14 protein-coding genes and 1 tRNA gene are annotated in these 16,116 nt (G+C 69.7%); 11 read left to right on the top strand and 4 right to left on the bottom strand.

Going from position 1 to position 16,116, the window contains the following annotated elements:
* Nucleotides 1–3: 3 nt before the first annotated feature.
* From AB0H84_RS11355 to AB0H84_RS11340, 4 genes are all read right to left on the bottom strand, one after another.
* Complete coding sequence (locus tag AB0H84_RS11355) at nucleotides 4–846, bottom strand: NUDIX hydrolase (RefSeq protein ID WP_357601720.1); 843 nt, start codon at nucleotides 844–846, stop codon at nucleotides 4–6.
* Nucleotides 839–2,899 carry an RNA degradosome polyphosphate kinase gene (locus AB0H84_RS11350; RefSeq protein ID WP_357601717.1) on the bottom strand — a complete coding sequence of 687 codons (2,061 nt, stop codon included), beginning with the start codon at nucleotides 2,897–2,899 and terminating at the stop codon, nucleotides 839–841. The genes AB0H84_RS11355 and AB0H84_RS11350 overlap by 8 nt, the downstream gene beginning before the upstream one ends.
* Nucleotides 2,900–2,966: 67 nt before the next feature.
* The gene (locus AB0H84_RS11345; RefSeq protein WP_357602034.1) at nucleotides 2,967–3,839 is read right to left on the bottom strand and encodes a TetR/AcrR family transcriptional regulator; all 873 of its coding nucleotides are present in this window, start codon (nucleotides 3,837–3,839) and stop codon (nucleotides 2,967–2,969) included.
* A 79-nt stretch (nucleotides 3,840–3,918) separates the two neighbouring features.
* Nucleotides 3,919–4,857, bottom strand: coding sequence for an acyl-CoA desaturase (locus AB0H84_RS11340; RefSeq protein WP_357601713.1), 939 nt, complete (start codon nucleotides 4,855–4,857; stop codon nucleotides 3,919–3,921).
* Between the two features lie 299 nt (nucleotides 4,858–5,156).
* Between AB0H84_RS11340 and AB0H84_RS11335 the strand changes: the two genes are divergently transcribed.
* From AB0H84_RS11335 to AB0H84_RS11285, 11 genes are all read left to right on the top strand, one after another.
* Nucleotides 5,157–5,228 (top strand) — tRNA-Gln (locus tag AB0H84_RS11335).
* Nucleotides 5,229–5,353: 125 nt separating this feature from the next.
* Complete coding sequence (gene glmU / locus AB0H84_RS11330) at nucleotides 5,354–6,802, top strand: bifunctional UDP-N-acetylglucosamine diphosphorylase/glucosamine-1-phosphate N-acetyltransferase GlmU (protein ID WP_357601710.1); 1,449 nt, start codon at nucleotides 5,354–5,356, stop codon at nucleotides 6,800–6,802.
* Nucleotides 6,799–7,776, top strand: coding sequence for a ribose-phosphate diphosphokinase (locus tag AB0H84_RS11325; RefSeq protein WP_357601707.1), 978 nt, complete (start codon nucleotides 6,799–6,801; stop codon nucleotides 7,774–7,776). The genes glmU and AB0H84_RS11325 overlap by 4 nt, the downstream gene beginning before the upstream one ends.
* A gap of 100 nt (nucleotides 7,777–7,876) precedes the next feature.
* Nucleotides 7,877–8,506: a 50S ribosomal protein L25/general stress protein Ctc gene (locus AB0H84_RS11320; protein ID WP_357601704.1), complete on the top strand. Its 630-nt coding sequence runs from the start codon at nucleotides 7,877–7,879 to the stop codon at nucleotides 8,504–8,506.
* A gap of 64 nt (nucleotides 8,507–8,570) precedes the next feature.
* Nucleotides 8,571–9,155 carry an aminoacyl-tRNA hydrolase gene (gene pth, locus AB0H84_RS11315; RefSeq protein ID WP_357601702.1) on the top strand — a complete coding sequence of 195 codons (585 nt, stop codon included), beginning with the start codon at nucleotides 8,571–8,573 and terminating at the stop codon, nucleotides 9,153–9,155.
* Nucleotides 9,156–9,263: 108 nt separating this feature from the next.
* Nucleotides 9,264–10,703, top strand: coding sequence for a sugar transferase (locus AB0H84_RS11310; RefSeq protein WP_357601699.1), 1,440 nt, complete (start codon nucleotides 9,264–9,266; stop codon nucleotides 10,701–10,703).
* Nucleotides 10,703–11,467: a 3'(2'),5'-bisphosphate nucleotidase CysQ gene (locus tag AB0H84_RS11305; protein WP_357601696.1), complete on the top strand. Its 765-nt coding sequence runs from the start codon at nucleotides 10,703–10,705 to the stop codon at nucleotides 11,465–11,467. The genes AB0H84_RS11310 and AB0H84_RS11305 overlap by 1 nt, the downstream gene beginning before the upstream one ends.
* Before the next feature lie 19 nt (nucleotides 11,468–11,486).
* Complete coding sequence (gene cysD / locus AB0H84_RS11300) at nucleotides 11,487–12,401, top strand: sulfate adenylyltransferase subunit CysD (protein ID WP_357601693.1); 915 nt, start codon at nucleotides 11,487–11,489, stop codon at nucleotides 12,399–12,401.
* Nucleotides 12,401–13,663 carry a sulfate adenylyltransferase subunit CysN gene (gene cysN / locus AB0H84_RS11295; protein WP_357601690.1) on the top strand — a complete coding sequence of 421 codons (1,263 nt, stop codon included), beginning with the start codon at nucleotides 12,401–12,403 and terminating at the stop codon, nucleotides 13,661–13,663. The genes cysD and cysN overlap by 1 nt, the downstream gene beginning before the upstream one ends.
* An 89-nt stretch (nucleotides 13,664–13,752) precedes the next feature.
* Complete coding sequence (locus AB0H84_RS11290) at nucleotides 13,753–14,649, top strand: sulfotransferase (protein ID WP_357601687.1); 897 nt, start codon at nucleotides 13,753–13,755, stop codon at nucleotides 14,647–14,649.
* Nucleotides 14,646–15,548, top strand: coding sequence for a glycosyltransferase (locus tag AB0H84_RS11285; RefSeq protein ID WP_357601684.1), 903 nt, complete (start codon nucleotides 14,646–14,648; stop codon nucleotides 15,546–15,548). The genes AB0H84_RS11290 and AB0H84_RS11285 overlap by 4 nt, the downstream gene beginning before the upstream one ends.
* Nucleotides 15,549–16,116 lie beyond the last annotated feature (568 nt).

The following is a 16,116-nucleotide window of genomic DNA, read 5'->3' as shown; positions in this document are numbered from 1 at the left end:
CGATCAGGTCGTGTAGCGCTCGACGCTGACGACGCGCCCGCCCGTCCTGTGCAGCACGGCGAACGCGCCCTTGCGCAGATGCACCCCCTGGCCGCTCAGCGTCTTGACCAGCTCGGGCAGCACCTTGCGGTGGCTGCACACGGCCGCGGGCACCGAGATCCGGCCGACCAGGTCGGTCGTCTTGTCCGGGTCGTAGCACTCCTCGCCGAGCAGCGGCTCGGCTTTGATCTCCGCCTCGATCCCGGCCGCGTACGGCTCCAGGGTCTGGACGCACCGGGCGGTGGGGGAGCTGATCAGCAGCTCGGGCCGGTAGGCGGGCAGCGCGGTGACCAGCTTCGCCGCCTGGGACCGGCCGTCGGCGTCGAGCGGCCGCAGCGCGTCGTCGTCCTGCCACTCGTTCCTGGAGCCGGCCGAGCCGTGCCGTACGAGCACGAGGGGCACCGTCTCGAGCGGTGCGGCCCGCAGCGCGCGCAGCAGCCCCACGTCCCATTCGTACGTGAGCAGCCGCCTGGCCTCCTCCACCGGCAGCCAGCGCAGCTCGTCCACCTCGTCGCCGGGGGAGAACCCGTCGTCGCCGGCCACCCGCGCCACCCAGTAGTCCACCCGCTTGAGCCGGCCGGTGCTGAGGTAGTGGACGGGCGGCAGCGCGCGGCCGAGCAGCACGGTCAGGCCGGTCTCCTCGCGCACCTCGCGCAGGGCGGCGGCGATCTCGTGCTCACCGGACTTCAGCTTGCCCTTGGGGAAGGTCCAGTCGTGGTAGTTCGGGCGGTGGATGACGGCGACCTCGGGGCGGCTCTCCTCGCCCCTCCAGACCACGGCTCCGGCGGCGCGGAGCAGGTCAGTCATCAACGGTCCTCCAGCGGCGCGTACCGATGAGATGGCTCTGGGGGTCCTCGCCCGGATGGCGGGCCCACGTGCCATCGGAGTTCAGCCACCAGGCGTTCGTGGTGTCGGCCATGGCCAGGTCCATCAGCTCGATGAGGTAGGCCTTGTGCTGCGGCGACGTCACCTTGACCAGTGCTTCGACACGGCGATCGAGGTTCCTGCGCATGAGGTCGGCGCTGCCGATCCACACCTCGGGCCGGCGGCCCAGGCCGAACTCGTACACCCGGGAGTGCTCAAGGAAGCGCCCCAGGACCGACCTCACGCGGATGTTCTCGGACAGATCGGGGATCCCTGGGCGGAGGCTGCAGATGCCCCGCACCCACACGTCCACCGGCACGCCGGCCCTGGACGCCCGGTAGAGCGCGTCGATGATCGGCTCGTCCACCAGGGAGTTCGTCTTGATCCTGATCCTCGCGGGCCGCCCCGCCTGCGCGTGGGCGATCTCCCGGTCGATCCTGGCCAGCAGCCCGGTGCGCATGGAGTGGGGCGCGACCAGCAGCCGGCGGTAGGCGGAGTGGTGGGAGTAGCCGGTCAGGTGGATGAACAGGTCCGTCACATCCTCCCCGACCAGCGGGTCCGCCGTGAGCAGGCCGAAGTCCTCGTACTGCCTGGCGGTCTTGGGGTTGTAGTTGCCGGTGCCGATGTGGCAGTAGCGGCGCAGTTCGCCCGACGGCTCCTGGCGGACCACGAGCGCGAGCTTGCAGTGGGTCTTCAGCCCGACCACGCCGTAGACGACGTGGCAGCCGGCCCGCTCCAGCTTGCGGGCCCAGGAGATGTTCGCGTGCTCGTCGAAGCGGGCCTTGATCTCCACGACGACCACGACCTGCTTGCCCGCCTCGGCCGCGTCGATCAGCGCGTCCACGATGGGGGACTCGCCGCTGGTGCGGTAGAGGGTCTGCTTGATCGCCAGCACCCTGGGGTCGGCCGCGGCCACCTCGATGAAGCGCTGCACGCTGGTGGCGAACGAGTCGTACGGGTGGTGCAGCAGCACGTCGCGCTCGCGCAGGATCGAGAAGATGTCGTCCTCGGCGGTGATCACCTCGGCGGGCACGAACGGCCGGTAGCTCAGCTCGCCCCGCTCGAGATCGGCGATCGCGTGCAGGCCGGACAGGTCGAGCGGGCCCTGCAGGCGGTAGATCTCGTGCGGCGCCAGCTCCAGCTCCTCCACCAGGGGCGCCAGCACCTCCGGGGTGATCGTGTCCTCGACCTCCAGCCGCACGGGCGGGCCGAAACGCCGCTTGAGCAGCTCCTTCTCCAGGGCCTGCATGAGGTTCTCGGTGACGTCCTCGTCCACGTCGAGATCCTCGTTCCTGGTGACGCGGAAAACGTGGTGCTGGAGGATCTCCATGCCCTTGAAGAGCTGTCCCAGATGCGCCGCGATGACGTCTTCGAGCGGGACGAACCTGTCTTTTGAGGCAGGTACGAACCGGGGCAGCTGCGACGGAACCTTGACCCGCGCGAAAACCGTATGATCGGTCGCCGGATTACGCACCAGAACCGCGAGATTAAGGCTTAGCCCCGAAATATAGGGAAAAGGGTGCGCGGGGTCCACGGCCAGCGGCGTCAGCACCGGCCTGATCCGCTCCCTGAACAGCTTGCGCAGCTCCGTACGCTCCTCGCGGCCCAGGTTCTCCCACCTGACGATCTCGATGCCCTCGGTCGCCAGTTGCGGGCAGATCTGCTGGTGGAAGACGGCCGCGTGCCGTCTGGCCAGCTCGTCGGCGATCGTGCCGATCCTGGCCAGCTCCTCGCGCGGCTTCAACCCGCTCTTGGTGCGCAGCAGCAGGCCGGTGGCCATGCGCCGTTTCAGGCCCGCGACCCGTACACGGAAGAACTCGTCGAGATTGCTCGCGAAGATCGCCAGAAAGCGCACCCGCTCCAGAAGCGGGACCGACGGATCCTCGGCGAGCTCGAGGACGCGCTCATTGAACTGGAGCCAGCTCTCCTCGCGATTGAGAAACCGCTCCTGAGGCAGGGGCAGGTCGTTGGGGGCGTGGAACGGTTCCGCGGACATATGGCCTATATTGCCCCGTTTGATTGAACAGAACGTTAACGCAACCGCAACGGCTCATTCTGGGCCGTCACTCGGGGTGGTCGGCCTGTCCGAGGCGGGCGGCGCGTTCGGCCAGGCGGGCCTCGCGCTGGCGGATCTTCTCCTCGCGCTCGCGCGCCTTCTCCGCCTCCTTCAGCAGCCGCTCCCGCTCCTTGAGCTCGCGCACCCGTGCCTTCTCCGCCTCCTTGAGCTCCTTCTGCCGTGCCTTCTCGGCCTCCTTGAGCTCCTTCTCGCGAGCCTTCTCCAGCTCGCGCAGCTCCTTCTCGCTGGTGGTGCGCGGCCTGACGGGGGCGGCGGACTGCGCGCGGGTCATGGCGGTGATCGACGGGCTGGGGTTGAGCCCGGTCAGGCCGTTCCATGCCAGGTTGACCAGGTGGGCGGCGACCTCCTCGCGTCCCGGCTTGCGTACGTCGAGCCACCACTGCCCGGTCAGCGCCACCATGCCGACCAGCATCTGGGCGTACATCGGCGCGAGCTTGGGGTCGTAGCCGCGCGCCGCGAACTCGTCGGCCAGGACGTCCTCGACCTGGCTGGCGATCTCGTTGATCAGGCTCGCGAACGTGCCTGTGCCGGAGGCGGCGTGGGAGTCGCGTACGAGGATGCGGAAGCCCTCGCTGCTCTCCTCGATGTACTGGAGCAGCGCCAGTGCGGCCCGCTCCAGCTTGACCAGTGAATGGGCCGCGGCCAGACCCTCGGTGATCATGCCGAGCAACTTCTGCATCTCGCGGTCCACCACGACCGCGTAGACGCCTTCCTTGCCGCCGAAATGCTCGTATACCACGGGTTTCGACACCTGTGCGGTAGCTGCGATTTCCTCGATAGAGGTCCCGTCGAACCCCTTCTCCGCGAAGAGAGTGCGGCTGATCTGGATCAGTTGCTCTCTGCGCTCGCTACCGGACATACGCCTGCGAGATCGGGGTTCGGTCACGGTCTCCATAATGACGGCCACCGATACGTGGCCGTTCGTCGGCTGATCGGCGTCAGGCAATGCGCTTCGCCGCCAGACGCTCAGGCGTCGGCCAGCGGACGTCGTACACCCAGCCGAGCCGCTCGAAGATCCGGATGAGGCCGGCGCTGAGGTCGATCTGCCCCTTGAGCACGCCGTGCCGGGCGCAGGTCGGGTCGGAGTGGTGCAGGTTGTGCCACGACTCGCCGAAGGACGGGATGGCCAGCCACCAGACGTTGCGCGACTTGTCGCGGACCTGGAAGTCCTCCTCGCCGAAGACATGGCAGATCGAGTTGATCGACCAGGTCACGTGGTGCAGCAGCCCGATGCGGACGATGGAGCCCCAGAACAGCGCGGTCACCGCGCCCTGCCAGGACCAGGTGACGAGCCCGCCGATCACGCCGGGGAGCACGATCGAGGAGACGGCCAGCGCGCCGAACCACTTGTGCAGCTTGAGCACGTCCTGGTCCTTGCACAGGTCCGGAGCGTACTTCTCCCTGTTGGTGCGCTCGCTCTCGAACAGCCAGCCCATGTGGGCGTAGAGCAGGCCCTTGGCCATGGACTTGAAGCCGGGCCCGAAGCGCCACGGCGAGTGCGGGTCGCCCTCCTTGTCGGAGAACTTGTGGTGCTTGCGGTGCGTGGCCACCCAGTCGAGCACGGACATCTCCAGCGACAGGCTGCCGGCGATGCCCAACGCGATCTTCAGCGGGCGCTTGGCCTTGAACGAGCCGTGGGTGAAGTAGCGGTGCAGCCCGACGGTCACGCCGAGCCCGGAGATCACGTAGAAGACGAAGGAGATGGCGATGTCCGTCCAGCCGAGTCCCCATCCCCACGCGAACGGCACCGCGCCCGCGACCGCGATCAGCGGCAGTCCGACGACCAGTCCGAAGATGAACAGTTCTGCCTTGGATTTCGGCTCGGGCTCGAATTCGGGCTTCGGGGCTGGCGCTGGGCGCTCGGCGAGAACGGTCATGGACGACCTCCATCGGCATGTATGAGGATGAATGTCCTGGCTACGCCACCGTAACCTACGCCAGCGTAAGTAAGGAAGTCCTAAGCCGTGAATGTGGGGAAGCTGACTCTGTGCGCGGCAAGGTGGGTGGGGTTCGTGTCTTGTGCCCTTTAGGGCGGTCTGTTATGCAGATGACGCGCCGAGCGCCGTTACTACCAGGAGAGTTCCGCCTCGCTCCGGTACGGGAGCTGATTACGGGCGCGCGCCGGGGCGCGGGCTCGGTATCGTAGGGGAGTGTCGGACGCCAGGCGTCCGATCTATCCCGGATCGTCTAATCGGCAGGACAAGTGGTTTTGGTCCACTTTGTAGGGGTTCGAGTCCTCTTCCGGGAGCTGTGACCTGCTCCCCGCCGCGAATGTTCGGGGCGCGGCCAGGTATCCTCACGGTGTCGGGAGGGTAGCGGTGCGGTAGACGTACCGAATGCCCTGATCCGTCCAGTCACAGGGAGCCTCAGTCCGTGAGTGTGCCGCGCCCGGCAGCCGTCATCGTCCTCGCCGCCGGCGAGGGCACCCGGATGAAGAGCCAGACCCCGAAGGTCCTGCACGAGCTATGTGGCCGCGCGTTGGTGGACCACATGCTCGCAGCCGCCCGCGACCTCGGTCCCGAGCAGCTGATCGTCGTCATCGGCCACGCCTTGGAGCGGGTCGGCGGTCACCTGGCCGCCACCAGCCCCGACGCGCGCGCCGTCGTCCAGCGTGAGCAGCGCGGCACCGGCCACGCGGTCCGCACCGTGATCGAGGAGGTCGGCGAGATCTCCGGCACGGTGCTGGTCACGTACGGGGACGTGCCGCTCCTGCGCACCCAGACCCTCGCCGAGCTGCTCGAACGGCACGAGACCGAGGGCAACGCGGTCACCGTGCTGACCGCCCACGTGCCCGATCCGACCGGCTACGGGCGGATCATCCGCGACGAGAGCGGCGCCGTGCTGGAGATCGTCGAGGAGAAGGACGCCACCCCGGAGCAGCGCGCCATCAAGGAGATGAACTCCGGCATCTACGCCTTCGACGGCACCCTCCTCGCCGACGCCGTCAAGCGCGTGTCCACCGACAACGCCCAGGGCGAGGAGTACCTCACCGACGTCCTGGCCATCCTGCGCGGCGACGGCCACCGGGTCGGCGCCTGCGTGGCGGGCGACCGCGTCGAGGTCGAGGGCGTCAACGACCGCGTGCAGCTCGCCGCCGCCCGCAGGGTGCTCAACGAGCGCCTGCTCGAAGGGCACATGCGCGCCGGGGTGACGATCATCGACCCCGGCAGCACCTGGATCGACGTCGGCGTGCGGATCGCGCCGGACACGGTCATCCACCCTGGCACCCAGCTCCACGGCGACACCGTCATCGAGACCGGTGCCGAGGTCGGCCCCGCCACCACGCTGACCGACACCCGCGTCGGCGAGGGGGCGACGGTCCGCAACGCCGTCTGCGACAGCGCCGAGATCGGCCCGGAGGCCAACGTCGGCCCCTACGCGTACCTGCGCCCCGGCACGGTGCTCGGCCGAAAGTCCAAGGCCGGCACGTTCGTCGAGATGAAGAACACCAAGGTCGGCGAGCGCTCCAAAGTGCCGCACCTGTCCTACGCGGGAGACGCCACGATCGGTGACGACGTCAACATCGGCGCCGCCGTGGTGTTCGTCAACTACGACGGGGTCAACAAGCATCGCTCCACCGTGCGCGACGGCGCGTTCGTGGGGTGCGACTCGATGCTCGTCGCTCCCGTGACCGTCGGAGACGGCGCCTACACGGCCGCCGGCTCCGTCATCGACAGCGACGTGCCCCCTGGCGCCATCGGCGTCGCCCGAGCGAGGCAGCGCAACATCGAGAAGTGGGTCTTGCGCAGGCGCGCGGGCACGAAGTCGGCCGCGGCCGCCGAGCGGGCGCTGGCCGAGCAAGAGCAGGAGAGTGGGACGTGAGCAGCATCAAACAACCCGGAGAGAAGAACCTCATGCTCTTCTCCGGCCGGGCCTACCCTGAGTTGGCCGACGAGGTCGCCCAGCACGTCGGCGTCTCCCTGACCCCCACCAAGCTGATCGACTTCGCCAACGGCGAGATCTACGCCCGTTATCTGGAGTCCGTACGAGGCTGCGACGCCTTCGTCATCCAGAGCCACACCGCCCCCATCAACCAGTGGATCATGGAACAGCTCATCATGGTCGACGCGCTGAAGCGGGCCTCCGCCAAGCGCATCACCGTGGTGATGCCGTTCTTCGGCTACGCCCGTCAGGACAAGAAGGGCCGCGGCCGCGAGCCGATCACGGCCAGGCTGATGGCCGACCTGTTCAAGACCGCGGGCGCCGACCGGCTGATGTCGATCGACCTGCACACCTCGCAGATCCAGGGCTTCTTCGACGGTCCGGTCGACCACCTGTTCGCCATGCCGGTGCTGGAGAGCTACCTCAAGAACAAGCTCGACCTGGAGAACACCACGGTCGTCTCGCCCGACACCGGGCGCGTGCGCCTGTCGGAGCGCTGGGCCGACACGCTCGGCACGCCGCTGGCGTTCATCCATAAGCGCCGCGACCTCGACGTGGCCAACCAGGTGAAGGTCAGCGAGGTCGTCGGAAAGGTACGCGGCCGCACCTGCGTGCTGATCGACGACATGATCGACACCGCGGGCACCATCTGCAAGGCCGCCGACGCCCTCTACGAGCAGGGCGCCACCAACGTGATCACCGCCGCCACCCACGCGGTCTTCTCCGACCCCGCCGTGGACCGGCTGAAGAACTCCCGGATCTCCGAGGTCATCGTCACCAACACGCTGCCGCTGCCGGAGGCGAGCAGGTTCGACAAGCTGACCGTCCTGTCGATCGCGCCCCTCATCGCCCGCGCGATCACGGAGATCTTCCAGGACGGCTCGGTCACGAGCCTGTTCGAAGGGGACACGTAAACAAGTAGACTGGCACGGTTGCGCTCGTAACGCCTTCCGCTAGGGCGGGTGAGGGAGAGCGCCGACACATACCGATCCCCATGCATCCCTAGGAGATGTCGTGTCTGAAGTACGTATCGCCGCCGAGCCGCGCACCACGTTCGGCAAGGGCGCCGCTCGCAAGATCCGCCGCGCCGACAAGGTGCCCGCCGTTCTCTACGGGCACGGCATCGACCCCAAGCACCTGACCCTGCCCGGCCACGAGGTGCTGCTCGCGCTCCGCACGCCCAACGTGCTGATCCACCTCAAGGGTGAGGGCGTCGACGAGCTGGCCCTGCCCAAGGGCGTGCAGCGCGACCCGATCAAGGGCTTCGTCGAGCACGTCGACCTGCTCCTGGTCAAGCGCGGCGAGAAGGTCACCGTCGAGATCCCGGTCACCACGGTCGGCGACGTCCACACCGACGGCCTGCTCGACCAGCAGCTCGTCGCCGTGGCCGTCGAGGCCGAGGCCACCCACATCCCGACCGGCGTCGAGGTCGACGTCGAGGGCCTGGAGGTCGGCACCGCCATCACCGCCGGCGAGCTCAAGCTCCCGCAGGGCGCCACGCTGGCCGCCGAGCCCGAGACCGTCATCCTCCAGGTCATCGCCAAGCCGGTCGAGGCTCCGGAGGAGGGCGAGGAGGCTGCCGAGGGCGAGGCCGCCGAGGCCGCCGCCGAGGGCGAGAGCGCCGAGGCCCCCGCCGCCGAGTAACGGGTCCGATTCGTGAACGGGGTGGCCGGACTCGAGCCGCCCCGTTCCGCTGTGAGGGGTGCAAATGGATCGCTGGCTGATCGCCGGACTGGGCAATCCCGGGCCCGAATACGCGGGCAACAGGCACAACGCGGGCTTCATGGTGCTCGACGAGCTCGCGGCCAGGGCCGGTGGGCGGTTCAAGGCGCACAAGAGCAGGGCCGAGGTCTGCGAGACCAGCACCGCCATCCTGGCCAAGCCCCTCACCTACATGAACCTCTCCGGCGGGCCCGTCAAGGCGCTCTCCGACTTCTACAAGATCGGCCCTGACCGGCTGATCGTCGTCCACGACGAGCTCGACGTCCCGTACGGCGCCCTCCGGGCCAAGCTCGGCGGCGGCGACAACGGCCACAACGGCCTCAAGTCGATCACCAAGGTCCTCGGCACCCGCGACTACCTGCGCGTCCGCTTCGGCATCGGGCGGCCCCCCGGGCGCATGGACCCCGCCTCCTTCGTGCTCAGGGACTTCGCCACCATGGAGCGCAAGGATCTGCCCTTCCTCGTGGACCGGGCGGCCGACGTCGTGGAATCGCTGATGGCCCGCGGCCTGGAGGTCACCCAGAACGACTTCCACCGGGCTGATCTCCACATTTCGGGCCCTCCACGCTGATCGCCGCATAGGTCCGTTCACCCGTTCCCGGGCTCCAGTACGGCTACGATCAGTGACTGTCTGTTCCAGAATGGTCACCTGGAGGCACGTGTGCGTGATGAGGGACTCATGACCGTCGTCAGACCTGGCCACCTGGCCTCCTGGCGGGTCGGCCCGCGCACGCCCTCCTGGGTCCGCTCCTACCGGTTGCGTGCCGTGCTGGCCGACCTCTGCGGGGCGGCGGCCGGAGCCGGGATCGCCTTCTACGGGCGCTTCGGCGGGCTCACCCCGTACGTGCTGCCGTACCTGCTGGTCAGCCTCTCCCTGCCGGTGGTGTGGGCGTGCGCGGTGGCGCTCAACCGGGCCTACGAGCCGCGCATGCTCGGCGTCGGCTCCGAGGAGTTCCGCAGGGTCATGCAGGCGGGCGTGGCGCTGACGGCCGGCACCGCCATCGGCTCCTACGTGACCAAGACCGACGTCGCCCGCGGCTACGTCGTGCTCGCGCTGCCCCTGGTCACGCTGCTCACGCTGATGCTCAGATACGCCCTGCGCCGTGCCCTGCACCGCCGCAGGGCGGCGGGAGAGTGCATGCGCAAGGTCGTCGCGGTCGGCCACGCCGCCTCCGTCGAGGAGCTGGTACGCCTCTTCAGGAGGGAGCGCCACCACGGCATGGACGTCGTCGCCGCCTGCCTGCCCGGCGGCACGCCGGGCGACCGCGTGGGCGAGGTGCCCGTCGCGGGCGATCTCAGCGACGTGCCGATCGTGGTCGAGCAGCTCGCCGCCGACACCGTGGCCGTGCTGGCCTGTCCCGAGATGGACGGCCAGGCGTTGCGGCGGCTGGCCTGGCGGCTGGAGCGCACGCACACCGAGCTGGTGGTGGCGCCCGCGCTGATGGACGTGGCCGGGCCGCGCACCACGATCAGGCCGGTCGCGGGGCTCCCGCTGCTCCATGTGGAGCATCCCGAGCTGACCGGGGCGCGGCAGCTGGTCAAGAACGTCTTCGACCGCCTGGTCGCGGCCGCGCTCCTGGTGCTGCTCACGCCCCTGCTGGCGGGGCTGGCGGTGGCCGTACGCACGACGAGCCCGGGGCCCGCGCTGTTCAGGCAGACCAGGGTGGGCCGGGACGGCCGGCTGTTCACGATCCTGAAGTTCCGCACCATGCGGCGCGGCTCGGAGAAGCAGAAGATCACCCTGGTCAGCGACCGCGAGGGGGTGCTCTTCAAGATCAGGAACGATCCGCGGGTCACGCCGCTGGGCGTGCGCATGCGCCGCCACTCCCTCGACGAGCTGCCTCAGCTCATCAACGTCGTGCTCGGTCACATGTCGCTCGTCGGCCCCCGCCCTCCGCTGCCCGACGAGGTGGTGCGTTACGGCGACGACGTGCGCAGACGCCTCCTGGTGCGGCCCGGGCTGACCGGGCTGTGGCAGGTGAGTGGTAGATCTGACCTATCTTGGGAGGAATCCGTACGTCTCGACCTGCGTTACGTTGAAAACTGGTCCCTCACGCTCGACCTCCAGATCCTGTGGAAAACCTGGTCGGCCGTCGCCCGCGGGCAAGGAGCTTATTGATGACGATTCGCGACGACCACGCACTCGCCGCTGATCTGGCCGCCGAGGCGGGTGAGCGGCTGCTGCGGGTTCGCGAGCGCACGGGTTTCGCCGACCCGTCCGCGCTACGGGCGGAGGGCGACCGCTCCTCCCACGTCTTCCTCATGGAGTCGCTGGCCCGGCTCCGGCCGAGCGACAGCGTGCTGTCGGAGGAGGCCACGCGCGAGGAGCGGCTCGACCCGCGCAGGCTCAGCGCGTCGCGGGTCTGGATCGTCGATCCCCTCGACGGCACCCGGGAGTTCTCCGAGGAGGGCCGGTCCGACTGGGCCGTCCACGTGGCGCTGTGGGAGGGCGGCAGGCTGACCGCGGGCGCCGTGGCGCTGCCCGCGCAGGGCCGCACGCTCACCACGGCCGAGCCGCCCAAACCGCCCTCCTATGACGGGGGGCGGTTCCGCATCGCGGTGAGCCGCACGCGGCCGCCCGAGTTCGTGCAGCGGCTGGCCTACCTCGCCGGGGCCGACCTGGTTCCCATCGGGTCCGCCGGGGCGAAGATCTCGGCGGTGCTCACGGGCGAGGTCGAGGCGTACGTACACGCCGGGGGTCAGTACGAGTGGGATTCCGCCGCGCCCGTCGCCGTCGCCCAGGCCGCCGGGGCTCACGCGAGCCGGATCGACGGCTCAGAGCTGACCTACAACCAAGCCGACCCCTCACTACCGGATATCCTGGTTTCCCTACCTGAGCTGGCGACATCGCTGCTCGCCGGGATTCGGGACCTGCACCGCTAAACCGCCGGAGGAAGCGCCCATGCTCCAGCGCGACTACACGACGTCGCAGCTCGACGTGCTCGAAGCCGAGGCCATCCACATCATGCGCGAGGTCGCCGCCGAGTTCGAGCATCCCTGTCTGCTCTTCTCCGGGGGCAAGGACTCGATCGTCATGCTCCGCATCGCGGAGAAGGCGTTCTGGCCGGCGCCGATCCCCTTCCCACTCATGCACGTCGACACGGGCCACAACTTCGACGAGGTGATCGAGTTCCGTGACCGCCGCTCCGCCGAGCTGGGCGCGCGGCTGATCGTGGCCAGCGTGCAGGAGTCCATCGACGCCGGGCGCGTGGTCGAGGAGACCGGGCGGCGTGCGTCGCGTAACCGGCTGCAGACCACCACGCTGCTGGATGCGATCGAGGAGCACGAGTTCGACGCCGTGTTCGGCGGCGCCCGCCGCGACGAGGAGAAGGCCCGCGCCAAGGAGCGGGTCTTCTCCTTCCGTGACGACTTCGGCCAGTGGGACCCGAAGAACCAGCGCCCCGAGCTGTGGAACCTCTACAACTCGCGCATCCGCAAGGGCGAGCACATCCGCGTCTTCCCGCTGTCCAACTGGACCGAGCTCGACGTCTGGGACTACATCAGGCGCGAGGGCATCGAGATCCCCTCCATCTACTTCGCCCACACCCGCAAGGTGTTCGAGCGTGACGGCATGCTGCTGCCCGACTCCGACGTGGTCAAGCGGGGCGACGACGAGCCGCTGTTCGAGGCCGTGGTGCGCTACCGCACGGTGGGCGACATGACCTGCACGGGCGCCGTGCAGTCGACGGCCGCCACGGTCGAGGAGATCATCGAGGAGATCGCGGCCACCCGGATCACCGAGCGCGGGGCCACCAGGGCCGACGACCGCTCGTCCGAGGCCGCCATGGAGGATCGCAAGAGGGAAGGCTACTTCTAATGGACATTCTTCGCTTTGCCACCGCGGGAAGCGTCGATGACGGCAAGTCCACCCTCATCGGACGGTTGCTCTTCGACTCCAAGGCGATCTTCGAGGACCAGTTGGAGGCGGTCGAGCGGACCTCGCGCGACCGTGGCACCGAATACACCGACCTGTCGCTGCTCACCGACGGCCTGCGGGCGGAGCGGGAGCAGGGCATCACGATCGACGTGGCGTACCGCTATTTCGCCACGCCGAAGCGGAAGTTCATCATCGCCGACACACCCGGCCACATCCAGTACACCAGGAACATGGTCACCGGCGCCTCCACGGCCGACCTGGCGATCATCCTCATCGACGCCCGCAAGGGCGTGCTGGAGCAGTCGCGGCGGCACGCGTTCCTGACCACGCTGCTGCGGGTGCCGCACCTGGTGCTGGCCGTCAACAAGATGGACCTGGTGGGCTACTCGCAGGAGCGGTTCGAGGAGATCAGGGAGGAGTTCACGGCGTTCGCGTCCAAGCTGAACGTCGCCGACCTCACCTTCATCCCGATCTCCGCGCTCAACGGCGACAACGTGGTCTCGCGCTCGGAGAACATGCCCTGGTATCTCGGCACGTCGCTCCTGCACCACCTGGAGAACGTCCACATCGCCTCCGACCGCAACCTGGTCGACGTGCGCTTCCCCGTCCAGTACGTGATCCGCCCGCAGCGGGCCACCGAGCACGCCTTCCACGACTACCGCGGCTACGCCGGCCAGGTGGCGGGCGGCGTGCTGAAGCCCGGCGACGAGGTGGTGCACCTGCCGTCCGGGCTCACGACGCGCATCGCCTCGATCGACACCTTCGACGGGCCGGTCGAGGAGGCGTTCCCGCCCATGTCGGTCACGCTGCGCTTCGAGGACGACCTCGACATCTCGCGCGGCGACATGATCGCCCGGCCGAACAACCAGCCGCGGGTGGCGCAGGAGCTGGAGGCGATGGTCTGCTGGATGGCCGACGGGCTGAAGCTGACGCCGCGCTCCAAGCTGACGATCAAGCACACCACCCGTACGGCGCGTGCCCTCGTCCGCGATCTGCACTACCGGCTCGACGTCAACACCCTGCACAGGGACGAGACGGCGACGTCGCTCGGTCTCAACGAGATCGGGCGGGTGTCGCTGCGGGTCACGCAGCCGCTGTTCGTGGACGACTACGGGCGTAACCGGCTCACCGGCGGCTTCATCCTCGTGGACGAGGCCACGAACGGCACCGTCGGCGCCGGCATGATCATCGACGCCGCCTAGGTAGATCTTTCCGGGGTTCCCCCGCCCGCTGATTACTCTGCGCGCTAGGGTCATCGCGTTACGTGTTCACGACGCGAAGGCCCTCCTCCGTGACCGACCGTGCGACCACCACCCGGGTCATCTATCTCGGAGGCCTCGGACGCAGTGGCACAACACTGCTCGAGAGGCTCCTGGGCGAGCTGCCCGGCGTGGTCGCGCTTGGGGAGGTAGTGCACCTGTGGGAGAGGGGGGTGCTCGCGGAGGAGCTCTGCGGGTGCGGAGCGCCGTTCCCCGTCTGTCCCTTCTGGCGGCAGGTGGGGGAGCGCGCGTTCGGCGGATGGACGCCGACCCTGGTGGGAAGGGTCCTGACGCTGCGACGGCGGGTCGACCGCACCCGCAGAATCCCGCGCATCCACCACCCGGACCTGGCCGAGTACGTGCAGGCGTACCGGCTCCTGTACGAGGCCATCGGCGCCCCGGTCGTGATCGACTCCAGCAAGCACGCGTCCCTGGCCTGCTGCCTGGTCGCCGGCGGGGTGGACGTACGGATCGTCCACGTGGTCCGGGACCCTCGCGCCGTCGCCCACTCGTGGGCCAGGACCGTGCATCGTCCTGAGGACGGGCGGCCCATGACGCAGTGGGGGCCGGCCCGCACGGCGGTCCACTGGACGGCCCAGAACGCCGCCCTCGAGCTCCTGCCGGGGCGCGGGGCCCGCGTCATCAGGGTCCGCTACGAGGACCTGCTGGCCGCCCCCGGACCCACGCTCGGCTCGTTGGCGCTCGCTCTCGGCCTCGCGGAGCCGGACCTGCCCTTCCTCGACGACCGCACGGTCTGGCTCGGCCCCTCCCACACCGCCTCCGGCAACCCGATGCGCTTCCTCGTGGGGCGGGTCGAGCTGCGCCGGGACGACTCGTGGATGACGGGGATGCGTGACGGCGACCGCCGGGTGGTCAACGCGCTGACGTGGCCGCTCCGGGCCCGGTACGGCTACCGGGAGGCGCCATGAGCCCTTCGGTGGGTGTCGTGATCCCGACCAGAGGCGACCGGCCTGCGCAACTGCGCGAGGCGGTGGGGTCGGCGCTGGCCCAGGAGCACCCCGGCCGCCTGTGCGTGGTGGTGGTCGCCGACGGCGTCGCCCCTGCCGACGTCGACGTGCCGGCCTCCGTACGCGTCCTGCCGAACACCCGCACTCCCGGCCTCCCCGGCGCCCGGAACACCGGCATCGCGGCCTGCGACACCGACCTCGTCGCCTTCTGCGACGACGACGACCTGTGGCTGCCCGGCAAGCTCGCCGCCCAGATGCGCGCGCTGCGCGACCGTGGCGGCGCGTTCGCGAGCTGCGCCATCGAGGTCGAGTACGTACGTCCCGGCGGCCGGGGCGAGCCCGCCCGCGTGCCCCGCCTGGCCGGTCGCGACACGGTGACCGCGGACGACCTGGCCCGCTCCCGCATGGTGATGGTGCACTCATCGACGTTCCTGTTCGAGCGCGGCGCCCTGTGGGCCGACGAGAGCGCACCCAATGGCCAGAACGAGGACTGGGATCTGGCCCTGCGCGCCGCCAAGCGGCAACCGATCACCTACGTGGACCGCCCGCTCGTCCGGGTGCGCTGGGGCGCGTCCCACTACGTCGCCCGCTGGGCGGACCGCATTGCCGGGCTCGACTGGATGCTCGCCCGGCACCCCGAACTGGCCGTGGATCCGCGCGGCGCGGCGCGGGTCTACGGCCAGCTGGCCTTCGCCCACGCGGCGCTCGGCCACCGCCGCGAGGCCACCCGCTGGGCCCTCCGGACCCTGGCGACCCGCGTGGGGGAGCCACGCGCGCCGATCGCCCTGGCGGTGGCGGCCGGCCTCGTCTCCGCGCCAACGATCCTTTCCGCCCTTCACCGTAGGGGGCACGGCATTTGACTCCGCCCAGAACGACCAGCGCACCTGTCCCGTCCCAACGCCTGCCCGAGGACACCGTCCCGCTCCCGCCCATAAGGCTTGGGGATACGCCGTCCGGGGAGATTGCCCAGGGGGATACGTCCCGTGGTGTGGCGCTGCCTGAGGACGCGTCGCGTGGTGTGGCGCTGCCTGAGGACGCGTCGCGTGGTGAGGTGCTGCCTGAGGACGCGTCACCCTCCGCCGCGCCGCCCGCAGCCGGGCGGGCGGACGCACCTGCGACCCCGCTTACGGTCGGGCAGGCGGCTGGGTCTGTGGTGGCGTCGTCCGCTGGGCGGGCGGATGTCCCTCCGACGCCGCTGACGGCCGAAGGGGCGGCTGCGGGGCGCGGTGGGAGGCGTTCGCCGTATGCGCGGCCCACGGGCGCTGCCGCCGGTCATCGACGCGGTCCGGACGCTCGGACGCCAGCTGCCGACGAGCGCCCGAGTTGCCAGGCGCACGCCGACGTCCTGGGGCACGGCCCTGTCCAAGCGCAGGCCGCTGCCCAGGCGCACGGCCCCGTCCAAGGGCACGGCCCCGTCCAGGCGCACGC

It is taken from the genome of Nonomuraea sp. NPDC050786, assembly GCF_040654115.1.
GTDB lineage: Bacteria > Actinomycetota > Actinomycetes > Streptosporangiales > Streptosporangiaceae > Nonomuraea.
The sequence above is the reverse complement of the archived record's forward strand: the minus strand, read 5'-3'. Positions and strand labels throughout refer to the sequence as shown.